Here is a 24,812-nt window from a genome sequence, read left to right on the forward strand (position 1 = left end):
CACGGAGCACGGCACGGCACGGCAGGCGCACGGACCCGCGAGGCCGCAGAATGGTTCCACCGTGACACGACCCACTCCCGCACCGCCGCGCCGCCGCCTGCTCGCCGACCTCACCCCGCTCCGCCGATCCCCCGCCTTCGCACGCCTCTGGGCCGGTACCGCGATCGCCGGCATCGGCACCCAGATGACCACGGTCGCCGTCGGCCTCGAGGTGTACGAGATCACGCACTCCACCTTCGCGGTGGCGCTCGTCGGCGTGATCGCGCTCCTGCCGATGGTCGTCGCGGGGTTGTACGGCGGGATGCTCGCCGACGCGTTCGACCGGCGACTCGTCGCCCTGGTGTCGTCGATCATCGCCTGGGTCGCCGTCGCGTTGATCGCCACGCACGCCTGGCTCGGGCTGCACAGCGTCGTCCTGCTCTACGTGCTCGCGACCGTGAACGCCGTCGCCGCGACCGTCAGCAACGCCTCACGCTCGGCGATCGTGCCGCGGCTGGTCGGCACCGACCTGCTCCCCGCGGCGAGCGCCCTGGGCGGCATCGCGTCCGGGTTCCAGGTCACCGTCGGTCCGGCCGTCGCCGGTGTCCTGATCGCGAGCGTCGGCTTCGCCCCGACGTACACGATCGACGTCGTCCTGTTCACCTTCGCGTTCCTCGGGGTGTTCACGCTGCCGCGGATGGCCGCCGACCACGGCGCACTCCGTCCCGGCCTCGGCTCCCTGATCGAGGGCGCGAAGTTCCTGCGGCGGTCGCGGAACATCACCATGACGTTCGTGCTCGACATCGTCGCCATGACCTTCGGGCAGCCGCGGGTGCTCTTCCCCGCGATCGGGGCGCTCGTCATCGGTGGCGGGTCCATCACGGTCGGCACGCTGACGGCGGCGTACGCGATCGGCGCGCTCTTGTCGAGCGTGTTCTCCGGGCCGCTCGGGCACGTCCGACGGCAGGGTGAGGCCGTCGGCTGGGCCATCACGGCCTACGGCGGTGCGATCGCGGCGTTCGGCGTCGTCATCGCACTCGCGCACGTGCTCGGCGGCCGCCCCGGCGAGGCGTTCGGCGTCGAGATCCTGCCGGCACTCGGACTCGCTGCGTTGTTCCTGGCGATGGCGGGCGGCGCCGACAACGTCAGCTCGGTGTTCCGGAACACGATCCTGCAGGCAGCCTCCCCCGACGGCATGCGCGGACGGCTGCAGGGCATCTTCATCGTCGTGGTCACCGGCGGCCCGCGGCTCGGTGACCTGTACGCGGGCCTGGTCGTCGCGGCCGGCATCGCGTACCCGCCGATCATCGGCGGCGTGCTCATCGTCGCCCTCGTCGCGCTGCTCCTCCGGCTCGTCCCGTCGTTCCGCCGCTACGACGCCCTGCACCCGCACGCCAACTGACCGGCGGGCGGTCGCAGCACCGCCCCCTTCCGCGAAAGCGACAGATCTGCGCGAACCTTCCGCGGACGTCTGTCGCTTTCGCGAGACGGACCGCGGACCGCGGACCGCGGACCGCGGACCACGGACCACGGCGGCATCGTGTCGCTCTGACGGGGTCGACGCGCGACCAACAGGCGGACGGGAGGCGCGGGGCGGGGCCGCCACGGGCCTCCCGGCCGCATCACGGCGCGTCCAGGGCACGGCGCGACGTCACGTGTCGGGTACCGTACATCCCATGCCGGACAGCGCATCGCGCGACCTCCAGCGGACGGGAGTCCGCGCCGTCGTCCGGCGCACCTACCACTCGGTCATCCGGCACCGCGTCGTGGACGCGGCGGCGTCCCTGACGTTCTTCGCGCTGCTGACGGTGTTCCCCACGGCGCTCACCGTGGTGTCCGCGGTGTCGATCGTCGACCGGCGCGGTGACGGGCTGTCGGACATCATCGGCGTCCTCGGGTTCATCCTGCGACCCGAGACCGCCGAACACCTCGAGACCCCGCTGCGGCAGCTGCTCACCCTCGACAACCCGGGGCTCGGCTTCGCGATCGGCGTCGTCCTGACGCTGTGGTCGCTGTCCGGGTACGCGACGGCGTTCGGCCGGGCGATGAACACCGCGTACGAGGTCGAGGAGGGCCGCCGGATCTGGAAGTTCCGCAGCATGATGCTCCTCGTCACGCTGCTCGTGATGGTCGGTGGCGCGATCGCGATCGTCATCCTGCTCGGCACCCCCACGATCTCCGAGGCCGTGATCCGGTCGTTCGGGTGGGCGCCGTGGATCGACGACCTGTGGAACATCGTGAAGTGGCCGGTCCTGGCGGTGGACCTCGTCGTGATGGTCGCCGTGCTCTACTACGCCACCCCGAACGTGAAGACGCCGCAGCTCCGGTGGGTCTCCGCCGGCGCCGGGTTCGCGATCGTGACCTGGGCGCTGGCGACGCTCGGCTTCGCGATCTACGTCGAGACGCTCGGCGGCACCAACCGCGCGTACGGCTGGCTCGGCGGCGGGATCCTGCTGCTCGTGTACCTGTACATCTCGAACTTCGTGCTCGTCGTCGGCGGCGAGCTCGACTCCGAGGTGATCCGGATGCGGCAGCTGCTCGCCGGCATCGAGGCCGACGAGTCGATCCGGCTGCCGCTCCGTGACGTCACCAGGAACTTCACGCTCGCACGGTGGCGGGACGCGGACATCGCGGCGGCGCACCACGTCCGGACCGTGGCCGCACGCGTGGCCGCGGAAGAGGACGCTGCGCCGAGCCCCGCCGAGGAGCACCTCCGCGACGTGGCGAAGCAGGTGCGGGTCGGCGAAGCGCCGATGCCCTAACGCGCGCTGCCAGCGCTGCCAGCGCTGCCAGCGCCGCCAGCGCCGCCAGCGCCGCCAGCGTCAGTGCTTGCGCGCCTCGGCGTCGAGCATCTCCTCGGTGACCACCGGGATCGCACCGGTCGCGAGCTCGATGCCGGACAGCCGTGCCGGGCTCAGCACGCGCTGCACCTGGTCCTCGTCCATCAGCCCCGCCGCGACCACGAGCGTCGAGATCGGCGTCGACGTCGTCAGGGCCGTGTGCGCGATCGACGCCGCCGCCGCGTACCCGATGTACGGCGTCAGGGCCGTCACGACGCCGACGTTCGTGTCCACCTGGGCGGCGAGCTTGGCCTCGTTCGCCTCGATGCCCGCGATGCAGTGCTCGCGGAGCGTCGCGCAGCCGCGGGACATCCACTGCAGCGACTGCAGGATCGAGTGGGCGATGATCGGCTCGAACGCGTTGAGCTGGAGCTGCCCGCCCTCTGCCGCCATCGTCACAGTGGTGTCCGCCCCGGCGACCGCGAACGCGATCTGGTTGACGACCTCGGGGATGACCGGGTTGACCTTGCCCGGCATGATCGACGACCCCGCCTGGCGTGCCGGCAGGGTGATCTCGCCGAGGCCCGCCTGCGGCCCCGATGCCAGGAGCCGCAGGTCGTTGCAGATCTTCGAGAGCTTCGCGGCGCTGCGCTTCACCGTGCCGGACAGGGTCATGAACGCCCCGGCGTCGCTCGTCGCCTCGATCAGGTCCGGAGCGGTGACCACGTCGATGCCGCTGGCCTCCTGCAGCTGCCGGCGGACCTCGTCGCGGTAGAGCGGGTCGGCCGTGATGCCGGTGCCGATCGCGGTGGCGCCGAGGTTCATCTCCGCCAGCAGCGGCAGGACCTTGCGGAGCAGGTCGGCGTCCTCCTGGATGGTGTGCGAGAACCCGGTGAACTCCTGCCCGAGGGTCATCGGCACCGCGTCCTGCAGCTGCGTCCGCCCGACCTTCAGCACGTCGGCGAAGGCGGTCCCCCGCTCGGCGAACGCGGCCGAGAGCTGCTCGAGCTGGTCGATGAGCCGCCGGGCGGAGAAGATCATCGCGATCTTGATGCTCGTCGGGTACGTGTCGTTCGTGGACTGGCTGCGGTTCACGTGGTCGATCGGGTGCAGGTACGCGTAGTCGCCGCGCTCCCGTCCGAGCAGTTCGAGGGCCCGGTTCGCCAGCACCTCGTTCGTGTTCATGTTCGTGCTCGTGCCCGCGCCGCCCTGCACGACGTCGACGACGAACTGCTCGCGGAGGGCGCCGTCCCGGACCTCCTGCGCCGCACGGTCGATGGCGTCGGCGCGTTCCTCGTCGAGCACCCCGATCGCACGGTTCGCCCGGGCCGCCGCCTGCTTCACCGTGACGAGCGCCTCGACGAGGTCCGGGTAGACCGCGATCGGCACCGACGTGATCGGGAAGTTCTCGAGCGCGCGCAGGGTGTTGATGCCCCAGTACGCCTCGGTCGGGACCTCGCGCGAGCCGAGGGAGTCGCTCTCGGTGCGGGTCGTTGCGCGTTCAGGGGCTTGTGCTGCTTCGTTGCCGGTCACGCCCCGAGGCTAGTCCAGTCCGTCCGGCCGGTCCGGAAGCCGACGCGGGGTCGTCGGCGCGCGTCGCGCGAGCGCCGCCCACGCCCAGAACCGGCCGGGAGGCGCGGTGCCAGGCCGCCACGGGCCTCCCGTCCGGTGGGCGCGAACGGCCAGGGCGCGCCCATGGTGAGCAGGAATGGTCGGGTCCCCTGTCGGCACTCGACCATTTCTGCTCACGAAGCGTGGGGGCGCGACGCGCTCGGGGGGCGCGGGGCGCGGGGGTGCGCGCGTGCGCGTCGCGCCCGCGTCAGTGGAACTGCGGGACGATGAGGTAGATGCCGTACAGGACCACGGCGCCGCAGATCACGAAGCACGCGATCGCGAGCGCGCGGAACCCGCGCACCGCGGCCGACGCGCCTGCGGGGTTCGGGAAGCCGGCGGTCGCCGGGCCGATCGTCCCGTCGTCCTTCACGGTGAACTTGCCGGCGCGGGTGTCAGCGGCACTCCAGAGACGGAGGCCGACCGAGTACACGGCGACGACGAAGCACGAGGAGACCACGGCGACGAGCGCCACGGTGACGAACGCGAACCAGTCGATACCCATCAGCGATCTCCCCCCGTGAGGAACGCGAAACGGCGCCCGTCAAGCGCGATGCCCATCAGCGGTCTCCCCCCGTGAGGAACGCGAAACGGCGTCCGTCAAGTGCGATGCCCATCAGCGACGGCCTCCCTTGCGTGCGGCCATGCGGCGCAGGGTGCGCTCACGGCTCAGCTCGGCGCGACGTGCGGCGACGGCGTCTGCACGCTTCTTGCGCTGCAGGTCGCGGAGCTCCTTGCGGGTGTAGACGGCGTTCGCGGCGACGTCGACCTCGATCGCCGAGGCCTGCTCGTGCGGCTTCCGGAGCGACCAGAGGTACAGACCGAGGATGACCGCGGCGCCGACCAGGGCGTCGATGACGAGACCGATGACGCCGAAGCGTGCGATCCCCGAGGCCACGGCACCCACGGCGGCCGATGCCGGCAGGGTGATGAACCAGGCGATGACGATCTTGCCGGCCGTCGACCACTGGATCTTCGAGCCACGGCGACCGAGGCCGGCACCGATGATCGAGCCGGACGACACCTGCGTGGTGGACAGCGCGAACCCGAGGTGGCTGGAGGCGAGGATCGTCGCGGCCGTGGAGGCCTCGGCGGCGAAGCCCTGCGTCGCGCGGATCTCGGTGATGCCCGAGCCGAGCGTGCGGATGATGCGCCAGCCGCCGGTGTAGGTGCCGAGGGCGATCGCGAGCGCACAGGCGACGACGACCCAGAACTGCACGCCCTGGTTAGACGGCTGCGCGCCGGAGGCGATCAGGGTGAGCGTGATGACACCCATCGTCTTCTGGGCGTCGTTCGTGCCGTGCGCGAGCGACACCATCGACGAGGTGAAGATCTGCCCGATGCGGAAGCCACCGCGCTCGTTCGGGAACACCGGCCGCTTCGTGATCCGGTACGCGATGCGCGTGGACAGGAACGACACGAAGGCGGCGATGACCGGCGACAGGAACGCGGGGATGATCACCACCGTCAGCAGCGCCAGGTAGTTGACCGACTGGAACCCCGCCCCGACGATCGCCGCGCCGATGAGCCCGCCGAACAGCGCGTGCGACGACGACGACGGCAGCCCGCGGAGCCACGTGATCATGTTCCACACGACCGCCCCGATGAGCCCCGCGAAGATCATCTCCGGTGAGATCGCGACGCCGCCCGGGCCCTCGTTGATGAGGCCGTGCGAGATCGAGGTCGCCACCGCGGTGCTGAGGAACGCACCGACGAGGTTGAGCACCGCGGCGACGGTGACCGCGACCTTGGGCTTCATGGCCCCGGTCGCGATCGGGGTCGCCATCGCGTTGGCGGTGTCGTGAAAACCGTTTGTGAAGTCGAAGAAGAGGGCCAACGCGATGACCAGGACGACTATGAGTGTGATGTCCACCGCGGGCCAGTGTTCCGCATCGATGGGCTTCTGAGCAAACCTGATCGGTAACCCGTTGTTCACCACGCCTGCAGACTCGTTCAGTTTCGGAACCATGCCTCTGGGAGAATGAGTCCCATGGACACCGTCGAGCTCCTCATCCTGCTGATCGGATCGCTCGCGGTGACCGGGTTCGCACGGGCGAAGGGGCTCCCCGCTCCACTGCTCGTCACGGCGGTCGCGCTCGCTGCGTCGTTCCTGCCGGGGCTCCCGCCGATGGAGATCGACTCCGAGGTGATCCTGACGGTGATCCTGCCGCCGCTGCTCTACTCGGCGGCGCTCGACGTGTCGTGGCAGAGCTTCCGGACGTCGATCAAGCAGATCCGTCGTCTCGGCATCTTCCTGGTCATCGTGACGGCACTCGTGGTCGGGGCGGTGGCCTACTTCCTCATCCCCGACATGACGCTGCCGGCCGCGATCCTCCTCGGCGCGATCGTCGCCCCGCCGGACGCCGTGTCCGCTGCCGCGATCGGCCGCAAGCTCGGGCTCCCCCGTCGCGTGATGACGGTGCTCTCCGGCGAGAGCCTGATCAACGACGCCGCCTCGCTGACCCTGGTGCGCGTCTTCACGCTCATCATCGCGGGCACGTCGCTGACGATCTGGCAGGACCTCGGGATATTCGGGCTCGCGATCGGCGTCGGCCTGGTGGTCGGGATCGTGCTCGGCGTCGTCGTGCACTGGATCCGGATGCGCATCAACGATCCGGTGGTCGAGACGATCATGAGCATCCTGCTGCCGTTCGTCGCGTACATCCTGGCCGAGGACCTCTCCGGCTCCGGCGTCATCGCGGTCGTCACGGCCGGCCTGTACATCGGCTACAACTCGCCGAAGGAGGGCTACGCGACCCGCCTGCAGGAACGACCGCTGTGGACCAGCATCGACGTCATCCTCGAGGGCTTCGTGTTCGCCCTGATCGGCCTGCAGCTCAACACCGTCGTGCAGGACCTGGTGGAGAGCGAGCGGAGCCTCGGGCAGACCCTCACCGCGGCGGCGGTGGTGCTCGTCGTCGTGATCCTCGTGCGACCGCTCTTCATCTTCGAGTCGTACGTGCGCAACCGGATCAACGGGCGATGGCTCCGGCCCCTGCGGATCAAGCTGTCCCGCGGCCATCCGTCGCTGCGGTGGATGCGTGGCACGGCCGAGCCGAAGCTCAACTGGCGCGAGCTCACCGTGATCTCGTGGACCGGCATGCGCGGCGTGGTGACCCTCGCCGCCGCCGTGTCCGTGGTCGCGAGTCCGACGCAGATCCCGGCCCAGGACACCATCTTCATCATCGCGTTCTTCGTCACCGTCGGGACCCTCCTGCTGCAGGGTCTGACGCTGCCGTTCGTGATCCGCGCACTGAAGGTCCAGGACCCCACCGAGGACGACGAGGACATCCGGAGCGAGATGCGCCTCAACCAGCGCACCACCGAGGCCGCCATCGAGCTGCTCGAGAAGCGGCGCCCGGACTGGTCGAAGCAGTACGGGGCCGTCGCCGTCGACTCCGTGGTGAACCGGCTGAAGGCCCGGCTCGAACGGCAGGTCGAGACGTTCCGGAAGGACGCCGAGGAAGAAGAGGACGAGGAGCGCAACGCCCCCGCACGCCTCCGCGGCTCGCAGATCCAGGACATCCGGCGCGAACTGCTCGACCGGCGACGGGAGATCGTGCTCGAGGAGCGCGAGCGGGGCAACCTCGACGAGGAGGTCATGCGCCGCGTGCTCGTGACCCTCGACGCCGAGGAACTCGCGATGGACTCGGCGCAGGCGTCCCGCAGTCGCTCCTGAGGCAGCCCGGCGTATCGTGGGCGCTCCAGAGGGAACAGGAGCACAGCGCCGAGTGAGCACGCCGCGGAACGACGTCCCCAGGAACGACGACACCCCGGACCGCCCCGGAGCGTCGCGGCCGACGTCCGCCCCGAAGCCGCGGAGCACCCGCCCGTCGGCACGTGGCACGAAGCCCCGTCGCGGAGCCCGTGTCGCCGGGTCCAGCCGCCCCGCTCCGCGTCGCCAGGCCCCGGTACCCGAGCCGCAGAAGCTGAGCGCGTACCGCCGCTGGTTCGCCACCCTGCACCCCTCGCTGCAGCTGATCGGCCTGCAGCTCTGGATGCCGCTGTTCTTCATCGTCGGCTTTTGCCTCTGCTACGTCTTCGCGTTCCACTCCCCGCACCCGCACGACGTGCCGATCGCCCTGGTCGGCAGCGACCCCGCGTTCGTCGCCGCGGTGCAGAAGGCGCTCCCGGGTGAGTTCGTGTTCCACACCTACGACTCGCTCGCAGCGGCCAAGCGCGACGTCCTGGCCGGGTCGATGGCGGTCGCCTACGACCCGTCGACCAACGAGTTCTTCAAGGCGAGCGCGCACCAGTTCCAGGTGGCGAGCCTGGTGCCGGCGACGCTCACCGCGGTGCTCACCGCCATGGGGGTGGCGAGTCCGAAGGTCACCGAGCTCGCTCCGCTGCCCGCGTGGGACGAGTACGGCACCGTGGCGATGTACGTGATGCTCGCCTGGTGCATCGGCGGCTACATGGTCGCGATGTTCATCGGGATCATGGGCGGCCCGCTCCGGCACCGCACCCGCATGACCGTGATCGTCGTCGGTGGCCTCGTGATCTCCCTCATCACGAACACGCTCGCAGGTCCCGTCGTCGGGGCGATCCACGGCCACTGGATCCAGCTCGTGCTCATCGCCTGGGGCTGGATCGTCGCGATCGGCCTGGCCGTCAACGGGCTGAGCTACTTCGTCGGCCGGTTCATCGCCGCGCCCGCGATGATCTGCTTCGTCTTCCTGTCGATGCCGTCCTCCGGTGGCGCGTACCCGAAGTGGTTCATGCCGGAGCCCTTCGCCTGGCTGAACAACGTCGTCGTCGGCTCGAGCATGGTCGACATGATCAAGCACCAGATCTACGGCGTCGGCCCCGGTCCCGCCCGCGGGCTCATCACCATGGCCTGCTACGCCGCCGCCGGGCTCGTCCTCATGTACTTCGGCAAGCGCCACTGGGAGCGCCGCCGCATCCGCGCGATCGTCACCGGCCGGACCACGATGTTCCAGGACGCCCAGACCGCGAACCGCGAGTTCCTCGGCAAGCAGCGGGACGCCGAGCTCGAGCGGCACGGCCTCGAGTCGACCGAGACCGGCACCCTGAGCGTCCTGAGCGACGACGACTGGGAGGACGCCCGCGTCGGCGGCGACGTCTTCACCGGTGGCCGCGACGGCCTCGAGACCGAGACCACCCCCACCGGCCGCATCCCCGTCCAGCGTCCTGGGCCCACGCGGGCCGGTTCCGGTGCGTCGCGGAGCCCGCGGAGCGACGTGACGGCAGAGCCCGTGGGGAGAGGGGCGGGGACCGGCCCACGCACCCGACCCGTCCCGCGGGCCGACGGTTCCAGGGCACCTGCTCGGTCAGACGCACCGGCTCGGGTCGACACGTCGGACGAGCCCTCGCACGGGCGGCACGCGGACCGCTAGGTCGCAGCCGCGTCCCGCAGCGCGTCACCGCAGGTACCGCCTGCGTGTGCATGTTCCGACGATGCACCAGTCGAACGACGCGTGCACTGTCGCAACATGCACACGCATCGAGTACGTGTGCATGCTCCGACGAAACACCTGTCGAACGACGCGTGCACTGTCGCACGATGCACACGCATCATCCGGACCAGCCCGGCCCTGCACGACCCGGCCCGGCCCAGTCCGGCGCGGCACGGCCCAGCCCGACCCGACCGATCACGGACCGGTGGGCCGCAGCCGACGCGTATCCTGGGCACCATGAACCCGCGCATCACCTGGCACCGCGTCCTCGTCACCGTCGTCGTCGTGTTCCTCGTGCTGACGGTCGGCTTCTACGTCGCGAGCGTCGTGCTCGCCCCGGCTGACGGCCGGAACACCGCCGGACTCTTCGTCGGCTGGGCCATGTTCGCGATGGTCGGCGCGATCGTCGTCGGGATCATCGACTTCTTCGTCCGCCCGCTCGGCGGCCGGAGCGGTGACGCCGAGGTCATCGCCGCCGCCGAGGAAGCACGGACCGGCAGCACCAGGACGCAGCAGACCCGCTAGTCGGGTGAGCCCACCCCGGTGCCGGTGAACCCGGCGACCGTCGCGTCGTCCTCGGCGAAGGTGAAGCGCGCCCGGACGGTCCCACCGGCGAGCACCCCCGGAAGCCAGTAGCGCGCGTCGTCCCACATCGCGTCGTACGGCACGTCGTCGACCGGGATCCACCGGGGTTCGAGTTCGTCCGACGCCGACGGGTCTCCCTGCCAGCGGCGGCAGACGAAGACGTCCGAGACCTGGGACCAGGACGGCCGGAACGGGAACCGGTAGTCCAACGTGCCACGGGCCTCCAGGTCGGCGGTCTCGAGACGCAGGCCGACCTCTTCACGCACCTCGCGGACGGCGGTCTCGACCGCCGTCTCACCGGGCTCGCGCTTGCCGCCGGGACCGACCAGCCGGCCGGTGCCGAGGCCGCGACGTTTCTCGCCGAGGAGGACCTCCGGACCGGCCGCGCCCTCGCGCAGCAGGTAGACGACCACCACTCGTGGGTGCTGGGACTTGCGCTCGTCGCGAGGGGTCACGCGTCCAGTGTGGCCGAAGAAGTGCCGTACGCTTTCTCCATGGCAGGCGTGCTGCGGGGGCACCATGGCTGAGCCCCGCAGGACCGGGCGCAGCCTCGAAGTGCTGCGTGCGGAAGCCGCCGAGGAGATCTCGATGCTCGTCGAGCACCGGAGCCGTCAGGGCGAGGACCCGTGGGAGTTCATGCCGACGCTCCCCACCGTCGACGAGCAGGTCGTGCTGATCCTGCGGGCCGATGCCGTCGACCTCGACGACGCGATCGGCAAGCGGCACGCGCAGTGGTCGATGCACCCGGCGTCCGGACACGGCACCGCCCTCGGCGAGGAGTACCACCGGCTGCGCCGGATCGCGTTGCAGCACCCGGAGCTCACCCAGGCGGTGTGGAAGCTCATGGGCGCCCTGCCCGACGCGAGCTGACGCCCACGCACGAAGCGCGCCCACGCACAACGTGCACGGACGCGCGTGCGGTTGGATGGGCGCATGACCGAAACCGTGCTCGCCGTCCTCAACCAGCCCTCCCGCGACGCCGCGCCGCACGACCCCTCGGCGGACGCCTTCACCTGGGCGAAGCCGCTCGAGGAGCACCTGCAGGTGCAGGACCTCGGCATCATCCGCGGCGACGGGGTCTTCGAGACGATCACGGTCATCGACGGTCGGCCGCAGGCCCTCGAGGCGCACCTCGAGCGGTTCGCCCGCTCCGCCGCGATGCTCGACCTGCCGACGCCCGACCTCGACGCGTGGCGGCAGGCGATCGAAGCGGTGTGCGCCCGCCTCGACCCCGTGCGGGAGGCCTTCGCGAAGACCGTCCTCACCCGGGGCGTCGAGGGCACCGACCGTCCGACCGGCTGGGTCTACGCCGCACCGTCTGGCGACTCCACGGCCGCACGGACCGAGGGCATCTCCGTCGTCGTCCTCGACCGCGGGTACCGGCACGACGTCGAGCGCACCTCGCCGTGGCTGCTGCAGGGCGCGAAGACGCTGTCGTACGCGGTCAACATGGCGGCCCTGCGTGAGGCCGCCCGCCGCGGAGCCGACGACGCCCTGTTCGTCTCGACCGACGGCTACGTGCTCGAGGGCACGCGTGCGAACCTGATCCTGAAGGTGGGCGACCGGCTCGTCACGCCCCGGACGGACATCGGGATCCTGGCCGGCACCACGCAGGCCGACGTGTTCCGGTTCGCCGAGCAGGAGGGCATCGAGACCGCCTACGAGCTCGTCACGCTGGCCGACCTGCAGGCAGCCGATGCGCTCTGGCTGGTGTCGAGCGTCCGGCAGGCGGCACCGATCCGCTCCGTGAACGGCGACGTCCGGCCGATCGACGCCGAGCTCACGACGCGCATCAACGACTTCCTGCTGGCACGCGAGGTCTGAGCGCGCTCGCGCGGCGTGCAGAACGTGCGTCCACGACGGACTGGAGGCGCGGTGCCAGCTGGCACCGCGCCTCCAGTCCGTGCTGTGGTCGCTACCAGCGCGGGGTGGTGACGCCGGTCCCGTCGGCCCACTCGAAGACGGACTTGCCGTCGATCCAGACGCGCGTCGCGCGGGTGGTCGCGTCGAGCGGGTCACCGTCCCAGAGGACGAGGTCGGCGTCGTAGCCCTCGGCGAGGCGACCGACACGGTCGCCGAAGCCGAGGAACTCGGCCGGGTTGACCGTCAGTGCCTCGAGCGCGGTCTGTGCGGGCAAGCCCTCCTTGACCGCGGCGGTCGCCTGGTCGACGAGCATGTTGATCGGCACGACCGGCGCGTCGGTGGTGATCGCGACGCGGACGCCGGCGGCGGCGATGGTCGCGAGGTTCGGGATCCCACGGTCGCGGAGCTCGACCTTGGAGCGGCTCGTGAAGAGCGGGCCGTAGATCACCGGGATGTCCTTCTCGGCGAGCACGTCGGCGATCTTGTGCGCCTCGGTGCCGTGGTTCACGACGAGCCGGTACCCGAACTCCTCGGACAGGCGGATCGCGGTCGCGATGTCGTCGTGGCGGTGGGTGTGCTGGTCCCAGACGAGCTCCCCGTCGAGGACGCGCACCAGGGTCTCCTTCGTGAGGTCCCGCGCGAACGGCTCGCCCTTCGCGGCTGCGGCATCGCGGGCGGCCTTGTAGTTCTGCGCCTCGACGAAGGCGTCACGGATGATCTTCGCGACGCCGAGGCGGGTCGACGGGGTCTGTCCCTTGCCGCCGTAGACGCGCTTCGGGTTCTCGCCGAGCGCGCTCTTGATGCTCACCGCGTCGGAGATGAGCTGCTCGTCGATCGTGCGGCCGCCCCACGTCTTGATGGCGACGCTCTGGCCGCCGATCGGGTTGCCGGAGCCGGGCTTGACGACGATGCTCGTTATGCCACCCGCGAGGGCGTCGCGGAAGCCCTCGTCGTCGATGTCGATCGCGTCGATGGCACGGACGCCGGCCATGTTCGGGCCGGTCATCTCGTTGGTGTCGTTGCCGGCTTCGCCGTTCGCCTCCTCGTGGATACCGACGTGGCCGTGCGCCTCGACGAAGCCGGGGACGAGCCACGACCCGGCGGCATCGATGACCGTGATGCCCTCCGGCGGCGTGACGTCCGGGCCGATCGCGGTGATGCGGCCGTCCTCGACGACGACGGCACCGCCGTCGAAGGCGGGAGCGGAGACGGGGACGACGTGGGCACCGGTGATCGCGAAGGAGTTGCTCATGACACCACGGTAACGCGTGCATGCGGAATACCGATTCCTCGCGTCGGGGGCGCTGGGGGTCCTACGGTCGGCGGATGGCATCGCTCGTTCGTCCCACGTCGTCCGGTTCGTGGCCGGCTTCGTCGTCCGCGTCGTGGCCGGCTTCGTCGTCCGCGTCGTCCGGTTCGTGGCCGGTCCACGGGTCCGTCGAGGTCCCGTGGCGGAGTGCGCGCCGGGGCAACCGGACCACCCGGATGACGACGAGCATCCGGGCGTCCGTGCCACCGCGGATCGCCCACCGGCGCTGGGCAGCCGACCCGGGCACCCAGGCGCTCCTCGACCGCAGCACCGCAGCGCTGCGTTCACTCGACGCCCACCACGGCACCGGCCTCGCGCCGCTCGCCCTCGTGCTCGGCCGCACCGACGCGGTGGCGTCGTCCCGGATCGAGGACGAGTCCGCCTCCGTCGACGACGTCGCGCGGGCGCTCGTGGGCAGCCGGGCGAACACCGGTGCCATCGCCGTCGTGCGAGCGGCCGACGCGATCGAGCGGCTGGTCTCGGCAGCCGACTCCGGCGTCGTCACCGAGGGGGCGGTGCTCGACGCACACCGGCTGCTCATGCGCGACGACCCCCTCGACGGGCCGTCGGCGGGCCGGTACCGCGACGTGCAGAACTGGATCGGCGGCGGGGACTCCCCCGCGACCGCACTGTACGTCCCACCGCCGCCCGCACTGGTCGGGCCGCTGATGGCGGACCTGTTCGCGTTCCTCGACCGCACCGACCTCGACCCGATCGCGCAGGCAGCCATCGGGCACGCGCAGTTCGAGTCGATCCACCCCTTCACCGACGGCAACGGACGGATCGGGCGTGCGTTGATCGGAGCGGTCCTCCGCCGCCGGTGCGTGACCACGACGGTGACCGCGCCCGTCGCGGTGGCGCTGGCCGCCGAGCGTTCCCGGTACTTTGGGCACCTCGAGGCCTTCCGGGACGGCCATGTGGACGCGTTCGTGGTGGACCTCGCGCTCGCCGTCGGCACGGTGTGCGACGAGACGACGGTCACGGCGCTGCTGCTCGACGAGTGCGCGGCGGGGATGGACGCGGTGGCTGCGCCGCACCTGGCGGTCGGTCGGGCGCTCGTCGCCGATCCGCTCCTGACCGAGGACCGCCTCGAGGCGCTGGTCGGTGCCGACCAGGTGGACGCGGTGGCCACCGACCTGGTGCGCACCGGAGTGCTCCGCGCCGTCACCGAGCGCCGACGCGACCGGGCCTGGGTCGCCCCGGCGGTCATCGCGGAGCTCGAGGCGTTCGAGGAGCGCGTCCGGGCAGTGGTCGGCGCGCGGGCACGGGACCACGGGGTGGTGCGCGGGCGCGGACTGCGGGTGGGTTCGTAGGCGGACGAATAGGGTGGGCAGGTGAGCAACGAGCACACCCAGGCCACCCCGCCCACCGCCGCCAAGCGGCCCGTGACGCGGACCCACCACGGCATCGACTTCGTCGACGACTACGAGTGGCTGCGGGACAAGGAGTCACCCGACACCCTCGCCTACCTCGAGGCCGAGAACGCGTACACCGACGCCGCGACCGAGCACCTCGGAGCGCTCCGCGACCGCGTCTTCGCCGAGGTGAAGGGCCGCGTGCAGGAGACCGACCTCTCCGTCCCCGTCCGCATGGGGTCGTGGTGGTACTTCACCCGCACCGCCGAGGGCAGCCAGTACGGCGTGCACTGCCGCGTTCCGATCACCGGCCCCGACGACTGGACCCCTCCGGCCGTCGTCGAGGGCGAGGCCACGCTCCCCGGTGAGCAGGTCGTCCTCGACGGCAACGCACTCGCGGACGGCCACGAGTTCTTCTCCCTCGGCACGTACGACATCAGCGACGACGGCACCCGACTGGTGTACGGCATCGACGTCGAGGGCGACGAGCGGTACACCCTGCACGTGCGGGACCTGACGACCGGTTCCGACCTGGGCGACGCGATCCCGAACACCGGCGCCGGCGCCACGTTCGACCCGGCCGGCCGCTTCGTCTTCTACCCGACGGTCGACGAGTCGTGGCGGCCGGACAAGATCTGGCGCCACACCGTCGGCAGCGCGGCTTCCGACGACGTCCTGGTGTTCGAGGAGCCCGACGACCGCTACTGGGTCGGCGTGGGCGTCACCCGTTCGTCGCAGTACATCGTCATCGAGCTCGGCTCGAAGATCACCTCCGAGGCCCTGGTCCTCGACGCCGCCGACCCGACCGGCGAGTTCCAGGTCGTGTGGCCCCGGCGCGACGGCGTCGAGTACGAGATCGAGCACGCCATCGTCGGCGGCAGCGACCGCTTCCTGGTGCTGCACAACGACGGTGCCGAGAACTTCGAGCTCGTCGACGTGCCGGCCGACGACCCGACCTCGGAGCGCGACCGCCGCGTCGTCGTCGCGCACCACACCGAGCGCCGCATCGAGTCCGTCGACGCCTTCGCCGGCCACCTCGCGCTCGAGTACCGGTCCGAGGCGCTCCCCCGCATCGCGATCATCCCGATCGAGGGCGACGGCTACGGCGACGCGCACGAGGTCCCGTTCGACGAGACCCTCTTCTCCGCGGGGCTCGGCGGCAACCCCGAGTGGGACCAGCCGACCCTCCGCATCGGGTTCACGTCCTTCGTGACCCCGTCCGAGGTGAGCGACCTCGACCTGGCGACGGGCGAGGTCACCGTCCTGAAGCGCCAGCCCGTGCTCGGCGGCTACGACCCGGACGACTACGTGCAGGAGCGCGACTGGGCCACCGCGGACGACGGCACCCGCGTGCCGATCTCGTTGGTCTGGCGCCGCGACGCGGTCGACGCGGACATCCCTGCCCCGCTGCACCTGTACGGCTACGGCTCGTACGAGCACTCGATCGACCCCGGCTTCAGCGTCATGCGCCTGTCGATGCTCGACCGTGGCGTGGTCTTCGCGGTCGCCCACGTCCGCGGCGGCGGTGAGCTCGGCCGGCACTGGTACGAGAACGGCAAGACCCTGACGAAGAAGAACACCTTCACCGACTTCGTCGCGGTCGCCGACCACCTCATCGCCTCAGGTCGCACCACCGCCGAACGCCTCGTCGCCGAGGGCGGCAGCGCGGGCGGGCTGCTCATGGGTGCGGTGGCGAACCTCGCGCCGGACCGCTTCGCCGGGATCCTCGCGGCCGTGCCGTTCGTCGACGCCCTGACGAGCATCCTCGACCCCGACCTGCCGCTGACGGTCATCGAGTGGGACGAGTGGGGCGACCCGCTGCACGACGCCGCGGTCTACCGCTACATGAGCGAGTACACCCCGTACGAGAACGTGCGCTCCGACGTGCAGTACCCGCAGATCCTCGCGGTGACCTCCATCAACGACACCCGCGTGCTCTACGTCGAGCCGGCGAAGTGGACCGCGAAACTGCGCGAGGTCGGCGCACCGGTGCTCCTCAAGACCGAGATGTCCGCCGGGCACGGTGGCGTCAGCGGTCGGTACGCCTCGTGGAAGGAGCGGGCGTTCGAGCTCGCATGGCTCCTCGACGTCCTGGGCCTCGCCGACGTGAACCCCGCGGCCGCGAGCGCGGCACCGATCGCCGCCGGATGAGCACCGCACTCCTGGTGATCGACGTCCAGGCCGGGGTGGTCCGCCCCTGTCTGGACGCCGACGCCGTGGTCGCACGCATCCACACACTCGTGTCGCGGGCTCGGTCCGCGGGCGTCCCCGTGGTCTGGGTGCAGGACGAGCAGGACTTCCCGTTCGGCACCGACGACTGGCAGCTCGCGGCACCGCTGATCCGGGATGCCGGCGAACCGCTGGTGCGCAAGACCTACCGGGACTCGTTCGTCGACACGGACCTGCGCGCGGTGCTCGACGGGCTCGACGTCACGCACCTCGTCGTCACCGGCGCGCAGACGGACTACTGCGTCCGGACCACCGCCGGGCGAGCGGCGGCCGAGGGGTACGACGTCTCACTCGTCGCCGACGCCCACACGACCACGGATGCGCACCACGACGGCGTCACGGTGCCGGCGGCGCACGTCATCGCCCACACGAACATGTACTGGTCAGGGCTGCGCTACCCCGGGCGGCGGTTCCGGGTGCCGGAAGCGGCGGCGGTCGACTTCAGCGGCTGAGCGCCAGGCGCTTCGTGAGCAGAGATGGTCGGGTGCCTGCGGGCGACCCGACCATTTCTGCTCACGAAGCGAGCGCGGCGCAGCGGGGCGCCCGCGGCGACCGCCACGCGCCCCCAGCTCACACGCGGTTGAGCGCGTGCACCGCCTCGTCGTAGGACTCCTCCGCCAACCGCACCCGGTCGCCCGCGAGCACGCCGTACCCGAACGTGCCCTCGCCCCCGCGCTCCGCGATCGCCGCGTTCGTGCGCAACGTGTCGAGGGCGTGCAGGGACCGCACCCGTTCGGTCAGGACGTCGGCCGCGGTTCCGATGCGCTGCCACAGTGCGTGCGGGAACGCGTCGTCACCGAGGACGTCCATCGCCATGCGCGCCCGCATCGTCGCCTGCCAGGCGGCCTCGGTCGTCGCCCGGTCAGCGGCCTCGCGCTCGGACGCGGTGTCCGAGGTGTCGTCGGCGACCGCGGCGCGCACGAGTTCACGGACGTGCGGCTTCACCACGGCACCGACGTCCTGCGCGACCTTCTTCGGCGATCGCAGTGCCCACTCGGTCGGTGCCGGACGCTCCACGGCGTCGTCGAGGGCGTCGAGGAGCTCGAGGAACGGCTCGCCGTGCAGGAACGCCACGACGTCGCGCACGGACTGGTCACGTCGTTCACGGGTGGCCGCGAGGATGCGCTCGCGCGTCATCGCGTCGACGAGGTCGTCCTGCGCCGGCGTCGATGCCCGCGGCAGTCGGTCGATGAGGTACTCCGCCAGCGCGGCACGTGCCGTGACGGCGGCGAGCCCGTCGGCTGCCTCCGCAGCACGGTCGACGGCGTCGCCCGCGGCGAACGCCGGCCGGTACGCCCCGAGGATCGCGGCGATCTCGAGCGTGGTCTCGGCTGCCTGTCGCAGGTCGGCGGTGTCGCCGGAGCGGAGTCGGGATTCCTGGCCGAGCAGCGCGGCGCGCAGCTTCCGCAGCCGCTTCACGAGCACGCGTGCGGTCGTGCCCTTGGCGGGCTTCTCCTCGGTCTGGAGGCGCGGTGCGGCTGCTCCTGCCAGCCCGCGTGCCAGCTTGGACGCGACGGCGGCGGGGCCGGCCCCGACCGCTGCGAAGCGGCCGTCGAGTGCGGCGAAGAGCTCGTGGGCGATCTGGGCGTCGACCCCGTTGACGGTCTCGACCTCGACCTCGCGCCAGGTGCGCGGGGTCTCCGGAGCGTCGTCGTCCAGGCGCTGCGCGGTGACCTGGTCGTCGGCGAGTTCGGCGACCTGGTCGCCGTCCTCGTCCAGCAGCCGGGTGACGGTGCGGGTGGTGGCGATCCGGACGACGGGGCGCAGGCCACGTCCCCGTCGCTCGGTGAACAGCGACGCGAGGACCTCGGTCGGCACCGTGTCCGCGTCGTCGGTGAGCGGGAAGTGCTCTTCGTGCCGGACGGTGTCCGACTCGGCCCGCTTGATGTGCCAGCCGGCATCGGGGCCACCGGTGCGTCGGCGGACCGTCACCCGCGCGGCCACGAGGTCGTACCGGGCGGTGTCCCAGTACGTCGCGTCGAGGTCGAACGGTTCCTGGTGCTCGGTTCGGAGGATGCCGCCCACGCCGACCAGGTCGGGCAGGGCACCACCCTCGGGCAGGTCGTAGGTGCGCTCGATCTCGAGGTGGGTGTCGCTCACACGCTCTTGTCTACCAGGGCTCGGGTGCGCGGTTCGACCACGACCGGTGCTGCTGTGGAGAACCGGCTCGCGATGACGCCGGCGAGGACCACGGCCAGGGTCGGCACCGCGACGACGAACGGGTTCCACCGCACCGGCACCACCGTGAACAGGAACCCGCTCCACTCCAGCCCGAACGCGACGACCGGCAGCGCCAGGAGCGCCCACGTCCAGCGCGGCGAGTGCACCGCGACGAGCCAGCCGGCGAGGGCGAGCACGAGCGGGAGCACACCGACGGGCAGGTCCGTCGGAGGGGTGAGGAGCGGCTGCACCGCTCCCCCGACGGCAGCGGCGACGATCATGCTCGCGCCGAGACGCCGGCGCAGTGCCCCGGTGCGCAGGGCCAGCGCCGCGATGGCGACGGCGGCTCCCGGGATGAACAGCACCAGGGTCCAGGTCCCGACCGTGCCGAGCCACACGTCGAGCGTGCTCGCGTACCCGTAGTTGGGCTGCAGGACGAGCCAGGCGCCCGACGCGATCAGCGACACGACGGCGACGGCGACGAGCACCGGGACCGTCCGGATCGTGTGCGGCGGTGTCGGGCCGTGGAGCGGTGCTGCGGTCATGGGTTCCCCCCAGGTGGAACGGTGGCCGGCGCGTCGGTGGAAGAGCGCCGTGGTCAGTGCGCCGAAGGCGAGTGCCGTCGGCGAGAGGTCGAGTTCCTGTGCGTCGCGGACGTCGGCGAGCCACTGCTCCCGACGGGCGGCTCGGTGCGCGGCCGGCGACACCGCGACGGCTGCCCCGACGAGGATCTGGTCGAGCGCGCTCACGAGGTCACCGGCCGGTGGCTCGAGCGGGCCGGGCGAGCCGGGGTCGCGGCGGACGGACGCGCAGCGACGAGGTCCTGCGCGGCCGAGACGCCGTCGGGGGTGAACTCGTAGAGCCGACGGCGCGGCCCGGGGCGGTCGGTCTCGTCGTCCCACGACGACGTGATCCACCCCTGCCGCTCGAGTCGTTCGAGGATCGGGTAGACGGTGCCGGCCTGGCGCCCGGTGGCCTTGATGACGAGCAGCCCCCATGCCGGGCCGTCGACGGTCAGCAGTGCGTCGAGCACGTCGAGCGTCGGAGCGGTGATGCGTTGGATCGGATCCATACGGCTTAACCTAGCTATATCGGATAAGCACGTCAAGGGCGTCCAGAAAGCGGGGTTAGCCTGGCGCCATGAGCGACACGATCACCCGCGAGCAGTTCACCCCCGAGGCCGGCGGCGTCACGATGTTCACGACCACGTGGTGCGGCTACTGCGCCCGCCTGAAGAACCAGATGTCGAAGGCCGGCGTGCCCTTCACCGAGGTCGACATCGAGCAGATCCCGGGGACGGCCGAACTCGTCGCCCAGGTCAACGGCGGCAACCAGACGGTCCCGACGCTCGTGTTCCCCGACGGCACGACGGCGACGAACCCGTCCCTGGCCGAGGTGCAGTCCCGCATCTGAGCGGCGCACCCTGGCGCGCAGCCCGCACGACCGGAGTCCGTCCGAGCCACGTGATCGCGTGGTTCGGACGGACTTCGGTCGTGCGAGGCGGATGCGCGCCGGCGCCAGCGCCGGACGCAGCCCGGAGGCCTAGCCCCCGAGCGCCTCGGTCAGCAGTGCGACCATCGCGTCGAGCTGGATGTCGCCCGAGTCGGCGATCTCCTCGTCGGAGCCGTCCAGCGCGCGTGCGGCCAGGGACGCCTTCGAGTCGATGAGTTCGGCGATCTTGGTGTCGATCGTCTGCGCGGCGATGATCCGCCACGCGGTCACGGGCTCTTCCTGCCCGATGCGGTGCACACGGTCGATCGCCTGCGTCTGCTCGGCGCTCGTCCACGACAGCTCGGCGAGCACGACGTTGGACGCCACCTGCAGGTTCAGGCCCACGCCGGCCGCGGTGAGCGAGCAGACGATCACGGCGACGTCGGGGTCGTTCACGAACGAGTCGATCTCGGCAGTGCGCTGCGCGGCGGTCTGGTCGCCACGGATGGTGGCGGTGCGCAGGCCCCGGCGGGCGAAGACCTCTTCCGCCTGGTCCATCACGTCGAGGTGCTTCGCGAAGAACACGACCTTGCCGACGTTCGACGCGAGCTGCGCTGCGTAGTCCGCCGCGAGCTGGGCCTTGGCGCGGCCGATGCGACGCACCATCGAGAACACGTTCTCGCCGGTGGACGAGGCGTCCTGGTCCTCGAGCTCCCAGCGGGCGACCTGCCGGACCAGCTTGTGGTCGATGCCGACGACCGGGTCCTGCCCGGTGCGTGCGTCGAGCGCCTGGTGGTAGCGGCGGACGAGCTTCGCGGTGAGCTCGCGCTCGGCGTCGCGGATGGAACGACCCTCGTCGCCGTCGAGCTCGACGGGGATGTCGGCGATCCGGCGGGCCGGGATGTCCGCGGCGACGTCGACCTTGCGGCGTCGGACGATGCCCTGGTCGATGACGGCACGACGGGCCTCGACGAAGAAGCCCTGGTCGGCCGGCGTCAGGCCGATCTCCTCGAGCTCGTTCATGAGCTTCGCGCGCGGCTTCTTGTCGTCGATCCAGCCGAGGTACTCCCAGATGGTGCGGAAGTCCTCGACCGAGTTGATGAGCGGGGTGCCGGTGAGCGCCATCAGGAGCGGCGCCGCGGTGCGCTGCCGGATCCGGTCGGCGATCTGCAGCACGAACCGCGCACGCTGCGAGTCCTTGTTCTTGATGAAGTGCGCCTCGTCGACGACCATGCCCTTGAACCCGAAGTTCCCGAGCCAGCCAGCGTGCCGGTCGAGGATCTCGTAGTTCACGATGATGATGTCCGCGAACCCGTCGAGGTCGTTGCCGTCCCCGTGGATCACGGTGGCGCGGTGGTTCGGCACCCAGCGCTCGGCCTCGCGCGCCCAGTTCGTCTTGACGACGTTCGGCACGACCACGAGCAGCGGGAACGCGTTGGCGGCGTCGGCGGCGAGCAGTGACTGCGCCGTCTTGCCGAGGCCCGGCTCGTCGGCGAGCAGGAAGGTCCGGTGCCCCTGCGAGGCCGCGGCGACCAGTTCGGCCTGGTGCTTCATCAGCGTGGTGCCCGAGCGGGAGTGCAGCGTCGCGGGCTCCGGCAGCGGCATCGTCGCCGCTCCCCCGCCTGCGCCGTACTCGAACGACTTGAACAGCGGGCCGAAGAGCTCCCAGTTCGCCAGGCGACGCGGGTGCGCGACGGGCTGGTCGGCGAGCGCGAAGTCCGGCGGCAGGAACGGGTTGGCGAGCTGTCGCTGCACGACGGCCTGCGGCACCACGGCGCGGACCGGGCTCTCGACGACGGGTGCGGGCTCCGACGCGATGACGAGGTCTTCGGGCTGGAGTTCCATCCCGCCGGCGATCATCATGTCGCGCTTGACCGCACGGGTCGCCTCGGGGACCTGCACCTCTTCCGCGAGGAGCTGGATCACGCTGGTGTCGCGCGCCGCCGTCTTCGCGAGGATGGTCGCGACGCCGTCGAGCCGCTTCAGCTGCTCCGCGCGCTGCGAGTCGGTGAGTTCGGTGTCGCCCTTCACCCGCGCGCGTTCCTCGCGCATGAGCAGTGCGACCGCCTGGAACTTCGTGCGGTTCGACGCCTTGAGCGGTCCACGCTGCGCTGCTGCCTCGACCTCGCGCACCGCGCGGGCGAGGACGGGGATGACGCCGTCGTTGTCCAGCGGCCTGGTCCGACGTGACGCGGTCCGCGTCCCGCCGGCAGCTCGCCGGGTGCCTGATCGAGCCAACGCTCCTCCTGTTCCGCCCACGCATCGGGGCGAGCCGCCCGTCAGGGCGGAAGTCCTGCACCGGGGCCTGACACGGCTCCGGTTCGGCTGCGGGCCACCGTGGCCCACCGCATCGCCGGTCCCCGCTTCGGGACGTCCGGTGGAGTCCCGCGGACCGTTCCACCGCGAGCGCCTGCTCGGCGCCGGGTGCGACGGTCCGCGCCGGGATCCGGCGTCGTCACACGCACGTGACGCCCCCGCGGGGCGGTCACGGCCCGGTTCCCGCGTCGATCAAGTGATCGACGGCTGCGTCCGGAATCGACGCGGCACGCGGGAACGCGGTGCGTGCGCACTCAGTTTACTCCCCGACCCCCGACAGAGGCGACTCCACGTCGCCCGCGCGCGTCGCGCCTCCTGGAACGCCCCGCGTGACGGCCGGGAGGCACGGTGCGGGCCCGCCACGCGCCTCCCGTCCGACGCCGGGCGCGACCACCCCGCGAACGCGACAGATCGCCGCGAACCTTCCGCGCAGATCTGTCGCTTTCGCGACGGGGACTGGGAGCCGTCAGACGCGGGGCGCGGACCGCGGACGGACCAGGCCGGCCGCCGGCGGGACCGGAGCAGCCTCGGCCAACGCGGCCCGCGTCGCGGCGAGGAGCTGCTCCGCCGTCTGGATGCCGTTCGCGGACCCGGTGGTCGCCTGACCGCCGGCGTGCGCCAGCAGCTGGGCGCCGATGGCGGGACCGATGCGGTCCGTCTCACGCGGGTTCCTGGCGACCCAGTCCCGCGCGATCGCATCGGCGAGTCGCTCTGCTGCGGCGCCACGCTCGGCGTCGCCACGGGATCGGTGCCACAGCCCGGTCACCACGAGGTGGGCGACGACCGCTCCGATGTCGCGCACCGGGAAGCCCCACCCGGCGGTGTCGATGTCGAGGAGCCCGGAGATGCGCCACGGCTCGTCCTCGTCGACGAAGACCTGTTCGAGGTGCAGGTCGCCGTGGACCACCTGCTTCGTCGCGGTGCCCCACCCGATCGACCGGCGGCCGATCGCGTCGTACAGGCGGTCGATCTCCTCGGCGTCCTGCGGCAGCGCGGCGACGAGGGTACGGCGGTGCCAGTCCGCGTGGTCCATCGCGTCCGCGCGGGCCTGCTGCGTCATCGGCACGGTCGCGACCCGACCACTCAGCGCCGCGAGGGACGCCACGAACCGCGGGTCGTCGGCGATGTCGAGGATGCGGCTGCCGGCGGGCACGCCCCGGATCCGTTCGAGCACGAGGAGGCCGTCGCCGCGACTCGAGAGCACCCGCGGCACCGGCAGCCCGGCCGCGATGAACTGCTCGTGGGACCGGACGATGGGCGCGACCCGGTGCGGCCGGACGATCTTCAGGAAGACGGTGCGTTCCGGTGCGTCGACGCGGACCACCGCACGCTTGCCGGGGCGGTACGCCGCGACGGTCAGCACCGGGTCCGTCACGGGCATGCCGAGCGTGGTCAGGAGCTCGGCCACGGCGTCGCGGTAGGTCACCTGCGGCAACACCGGCAGACCGGGGTCGTTCGGGTACGCCCACACCGAGACGGGTTCGCCGGTCGCCGGGTCGGTGACGATCGCGCTGTTCTGGTCGTGGGTCCCGCCGGTGTCGACGTAGGTCAGGACGGTGGCACGCTGGCCGTTCCGGTCGACCGTGTCGACCTCGTAGCCGTACAGGTAGCCGTTGCCCGAGGGCTCGACCGAGTGCGCCCGCGCGGCCACCACGGAGGTCCCGGAGCCGGCGAAGGCCTGCGGGATGACGCGCTCATGGTTGGGCCACACGCCATCAGTCAACCGTGTCCGGGCGGTTTCGTCGCGTTCGTGACCGGCTCGGCGTGCGGGCGATGG

21 protein-coding genes are annotated in these 24,812 nt (G+C 71.5%); 11 read left to right on the forward strand and 10 right to left on the reverse strand.

Going from position 1 to position 24,812, the window contains the following annotated elements; translation table 11 throughout:
- The first annotated feature begins 61 nt into the window (after window positions 1-61).
- Both EDF19_RS01100 and EDF19_RS01105 read left to right on the forward strand, forming a co-directional pair.
- Complete coding sequence (locus EDF19_RS01100) at window positions 62-1,381, forward strand: MFS transporter (RefSeq protein WP_123679122.1); 1,320 nt, start codon at window positions 62-64, stop codon at window positions 1,379-1,381.
- Window positions 1,382-1,655: 274 nt separating this feature from the next.
- A complete protein-coding gene (locus tag EDF19_RS01105) occupies window positions 1,656-2,741 on the forward strand; it encodes a YihY/virulence factor BrkB family protein (protein WP_123679123.1) in 1,086 nt (361 codons plus the stop codon).
- A 60-nt stretch (window positions 2,742-2,801) separates the two neighbouring features.
- On the opposite strand, the gene EDF19_RS01110 is transcribed toward EDF19_RS01105, so the two are convergent.
- The 3 genes from EDF19_RS01110 to EDF19_RS01120 all read right to left on the reverse strand — a co-directional run bounded on the left by EDF19_RS01110 (window position 2,802) and on the right by EDF19_RS01120 (window position 6,243).
- Complete coding sequence (locus EDF19_RS01110) at window positions 2,802-4,292, reverse strand: aspartate ammonia-lyase (RefSeq protein ID WP_123679124.1); 1,491 nt, start codon at window positions 4,290-4,292, stop codon at window positions 2,802-2,804.
- A gap of 286 nt (window positions 4,293-4,578) precedes the next feature.
- Complete coding sequence (locus EDF19_RS01115) at window positions 4,579-4,875, reverse strand: hypothetical protein (protein ID WP_123679125.1); 297 nt, start codon at window positions 4,873-4,875, stop codon at window positions 4,579-4,581.
- A gap of 111 nt (window positions 4,876-4,986) precedes the next feature.
- Window positions 4,987-6,243: an inorganic phosphate transporter gene (locus EDF19_RS01120; RefSeq protein ID WP_123679126.1), complete on the reverse strand. Its 1,257-nt coding sequence runs from the start codon at window positions 6,241-6,243 to the stop codon at window positions 4,987-4,989.
- Window positions 6,244-6,360: 117 nt separating this feature from the next.
- On the opposite strand from EDF19_RS01120, the gene EDF19_RS01125 reads away from it, so the two are divergent.
- The 3 genes from EDF19_RS01125 to EDF19_RS01135 all read left to right on the forward strand — a co-directional run bounded on the left by EDF19_RS01125 (window position 6,361) and on the right by EDF19_RS01135 (window position 10,312).
- On the forward strand, window positions 6,361-8,049 hold the full coding sequence (locus tag EDF19_RS01125; protein ID WP_123679127.1) for a sodium:proton antiporter: 1,689 nt from the start codon (window positions 6,361-6,363) through the stop codon (window positions 8,047-8,049).
- Window positions 8,050-8,101: 52 nt separating this feature from the next.
- A complete protein-coding gene (locus EDF19_RS01130) occupies window positions 8,102-9,727 on the forward strand; it encodes an ABC transporter permease (protein ID WP_123679128.1) in 1,626 nt (541 codons plus the stop codon).
- A gap of 297 nt (window positions 9,728-10,024) precedes the next feature.
- Window positions 10,025-10,312: a hypothetical protein gene (locus EDF19_RS01135; protein WP_123679129.1), complete on the forward strand. Its 288-nt coding sequence runs from the start codon at window positions 10,025-10,027 to the stop codon at window positions 10,310-10,312.
- Here EDF19_RS01135 and EDF19_RS01140 read toward each other — a convergent pair.
- Window positions 10,309-10,827, reverse strand: a complete 519-nt coding sequence (locus tag EDF19_RS01140; RefSeq protein WP_185022612.1) for an 8-oxo-dGTP diphosphatase — start codon at window positions 10,825-10,827, stop codon at window positions 10,309-10,311. The genes EDF19_RS01135 and EDF19_RS01140 overlap by 4 nt on opposite strands.
- 64 nt (window positions 10,828-10,891) lie before the next feature.
- On the opposite strand from EDF19_RS01140, the gene EDF19_RS01145 reads away from it, so the two are divergent.
- Both EDF19_RS01145 and EDF19_RS01150 read left to right on the forward strand, forming a co-directional pair.
- Window positions 10,892-11,242 (forward strand): tryptophan synthase subunit alpha, encoded by a 351-nt coding sequence (locus tag EDF19_RS01145; RefSeq protein WP_123679131.1) that lies wholly within the window; start codon window positions 10,892-10,894, stop codon window positions 11,240-11,242.
- Between the two features lie 63 nt (window positions 11,243-11,305).
- The gene (locus tag EDF19_RS01150) at window positions 11,306-12,196 is read left to right on the forward strand and encodes an aminodeoxychorismate lyase (protein WP_123679132.1); all 891 of its coding nucleotides are present in this window, start codon (window positions 11,306-11,308) and stop codon (window positions 12,194-12,196) included.
- Between the two features lie 91 nt (window positions 12,197-12,287).
- Here the strand turns inward: EDF19_RS01150 and EDF19_RS01155 are convergent, their stop codons facing one another.
- Window positions 12,288-13,487 carry an amidohydrolase gene (locus tag EDF19_RS01155; protein WP_123679133.1) on the reverse strand — a complete coding sequence of 400 codons (1,200 nt, stop codon included), beginning with the start codon at window positions 13,485-13,487 and terminating at the stop codon, window positions 12,288-12,290.
- A gap of 74 nt (window positions 13,488-13,561) precedes the next feature.
- Here EDF19_RS01155 and EDF19_RS01160 point away from each other — a divergent pair, with 74 nt between their 5' ends.
- Genes EDF19_RS01160 through EDF19_RS01170 form a run of 3 tightly spaced genes read left to right on the forward strand, consistent with a single transcriptional unit; the run spans window position 13,562 to window position 17,580 of the window.
- Complete coding sequence (locus EDF19_RS01160; protein WP_221180597.1) at window positions 13,562-14,857, forward strand: Fic family protein; 1,296 nt, start codon at window positions 13,562-13,564, stop codon at window positions 14,855-14,857.
- Window positions 14,858-14,878: 21 nt separating this feature from the next.
- Window positions 14,879-17,050 (forward strand): S9 family peptidase, encoded by a 2,172-nt coding sequence (locus EDF19_RS01165; RefSeq protein ID WP_123679135.1) that lies wholly within the window; start codon window positions 14,879-14,881, stop codon window positions 17,048-17,050.
- Window positions 17,047-17,580, forward strand: coding sequence for a cysteine hydrolase family protein (locus tag EDF19_RS01170; RefSeq protein WP_123679136.1), 534 nt, complete (start codon window positions 17,047-17,049; stop codon window positions 17,578-17,580). Before EDF19_RS01165 ends, EDF19_RS01170 begins: the two co-directional genes overlap by 4 nt.
- Before the next feature lie 118 nt (window positions 17,581-17,698).
- Here the strand turns inward: EDF19_RS01170 and EDF19_RS01175 are convergent, their stop codons facing one another.
- The 3 genes from EDF19_RS01175 to EDF19_RS01180 are packed head-to-tail and all read right to left on the reverse strand — an operon-like array spanning window position 17,699 to window position 20,360.
- Window positions 17,699-19,228, reverse strand: a complete 1,530-nt coding sequence (locus EDF19_RS01175; RefSeq protein ID WP_185022615.1) for a CYTH domain-containing protein — start codon at window positions 19,226-19,228, stop codon at window positions 17,699-17,701.
- Window positions 19,225-20,037, reverse strand: coding sequence for a hypothetical protein (locus EDF19_RS18930; protein ID WP_185022616.1), 813 nt, complete (start codon window positions 20,035-20,037; stop codon window positions 19,225-19,227). Before EDF19_RS18930 ends, EDF19_RS01175 begins: the two co-directional genes overlap by 4 nt.
- Window positions 20,034-20,360 carry a PadR family transcriptional regulator gene (locus EDF19_RS01180; RefSeq protein ID WP_123679138.1) on the reverse strand — a complete coding sequence of 109 codons (327 nt, stop codon included), beginning with the start codon at window positions 20,358-20,360 and terminating at the stop codon, window positions 20,034-20,036. The genes EDF19_RS18930 and EDF19_RS01180 overlap by 4 nt, the downstream gene beginning before the upstream one ends.
- Window positions 20,361-20,428: 68 nt before the next feature.
- Here EDF19_RS01180 and EDF19_RS01185 point away from each other — a divergent pair, with 68 nt between their 5' ends.
- On the forward strand, window positions 20,429-20,701 hold the full coding sequence (locus EDF19_RS01185) for a mycoredoxin (RefSeq protein WP_123679139.1): 273 nt from the start codon (window positions 20,429-20,431) through the stop codon (window positions 20,699-20,701).
- A gap of 129 nt (window positions 20,702-20,830) precedes the next feature.
- Here EDF19_RS01185 and EDF19_RS01190 read toward each other — a convergent pair whose 3' ends face one another.
- Window positions 20,831-22,957 carry a DEAD/DEAH box helicase gene (locus EDF19_RS01190; protein ID WP_185022617.1) on the reverse strand — a complete coding sequence of 709 codons (2,127 nt, stop codon included), beginning with the start codon at window positions 22,955-22,957 and terminating at the stop codon, window positions 20,831-20,833.
- Between the two features lie 544 nt (window positions 22,958-23,501).
- The gene (locus EDF19_RS01195) at window positions 23,502-24,746 is read right to left on the reverse strand and encodes a phosphotransferase enzyme family protein (RefSeq protein ID WP_123679141.1); all 1,245 of its coding nucleotides are present in this window, start codon (window positions 24,744-24,746) and stop codon (window positions 23,502-23,504) included.
- Window positions 24,747-24,812: the final 66 nt, after the last annotated feature.

The sequence above is a fragment of the Curtobacterium sp. PhB115 genome, assembly GCF_003752025.1.
In the GTDB taxonomy this organism is placed as follows: domain Bacteria; phylum Actinomycetota; class Actinomycetes; order Actinomycetales; family Microbacteriaceae; genus Curtobacterium.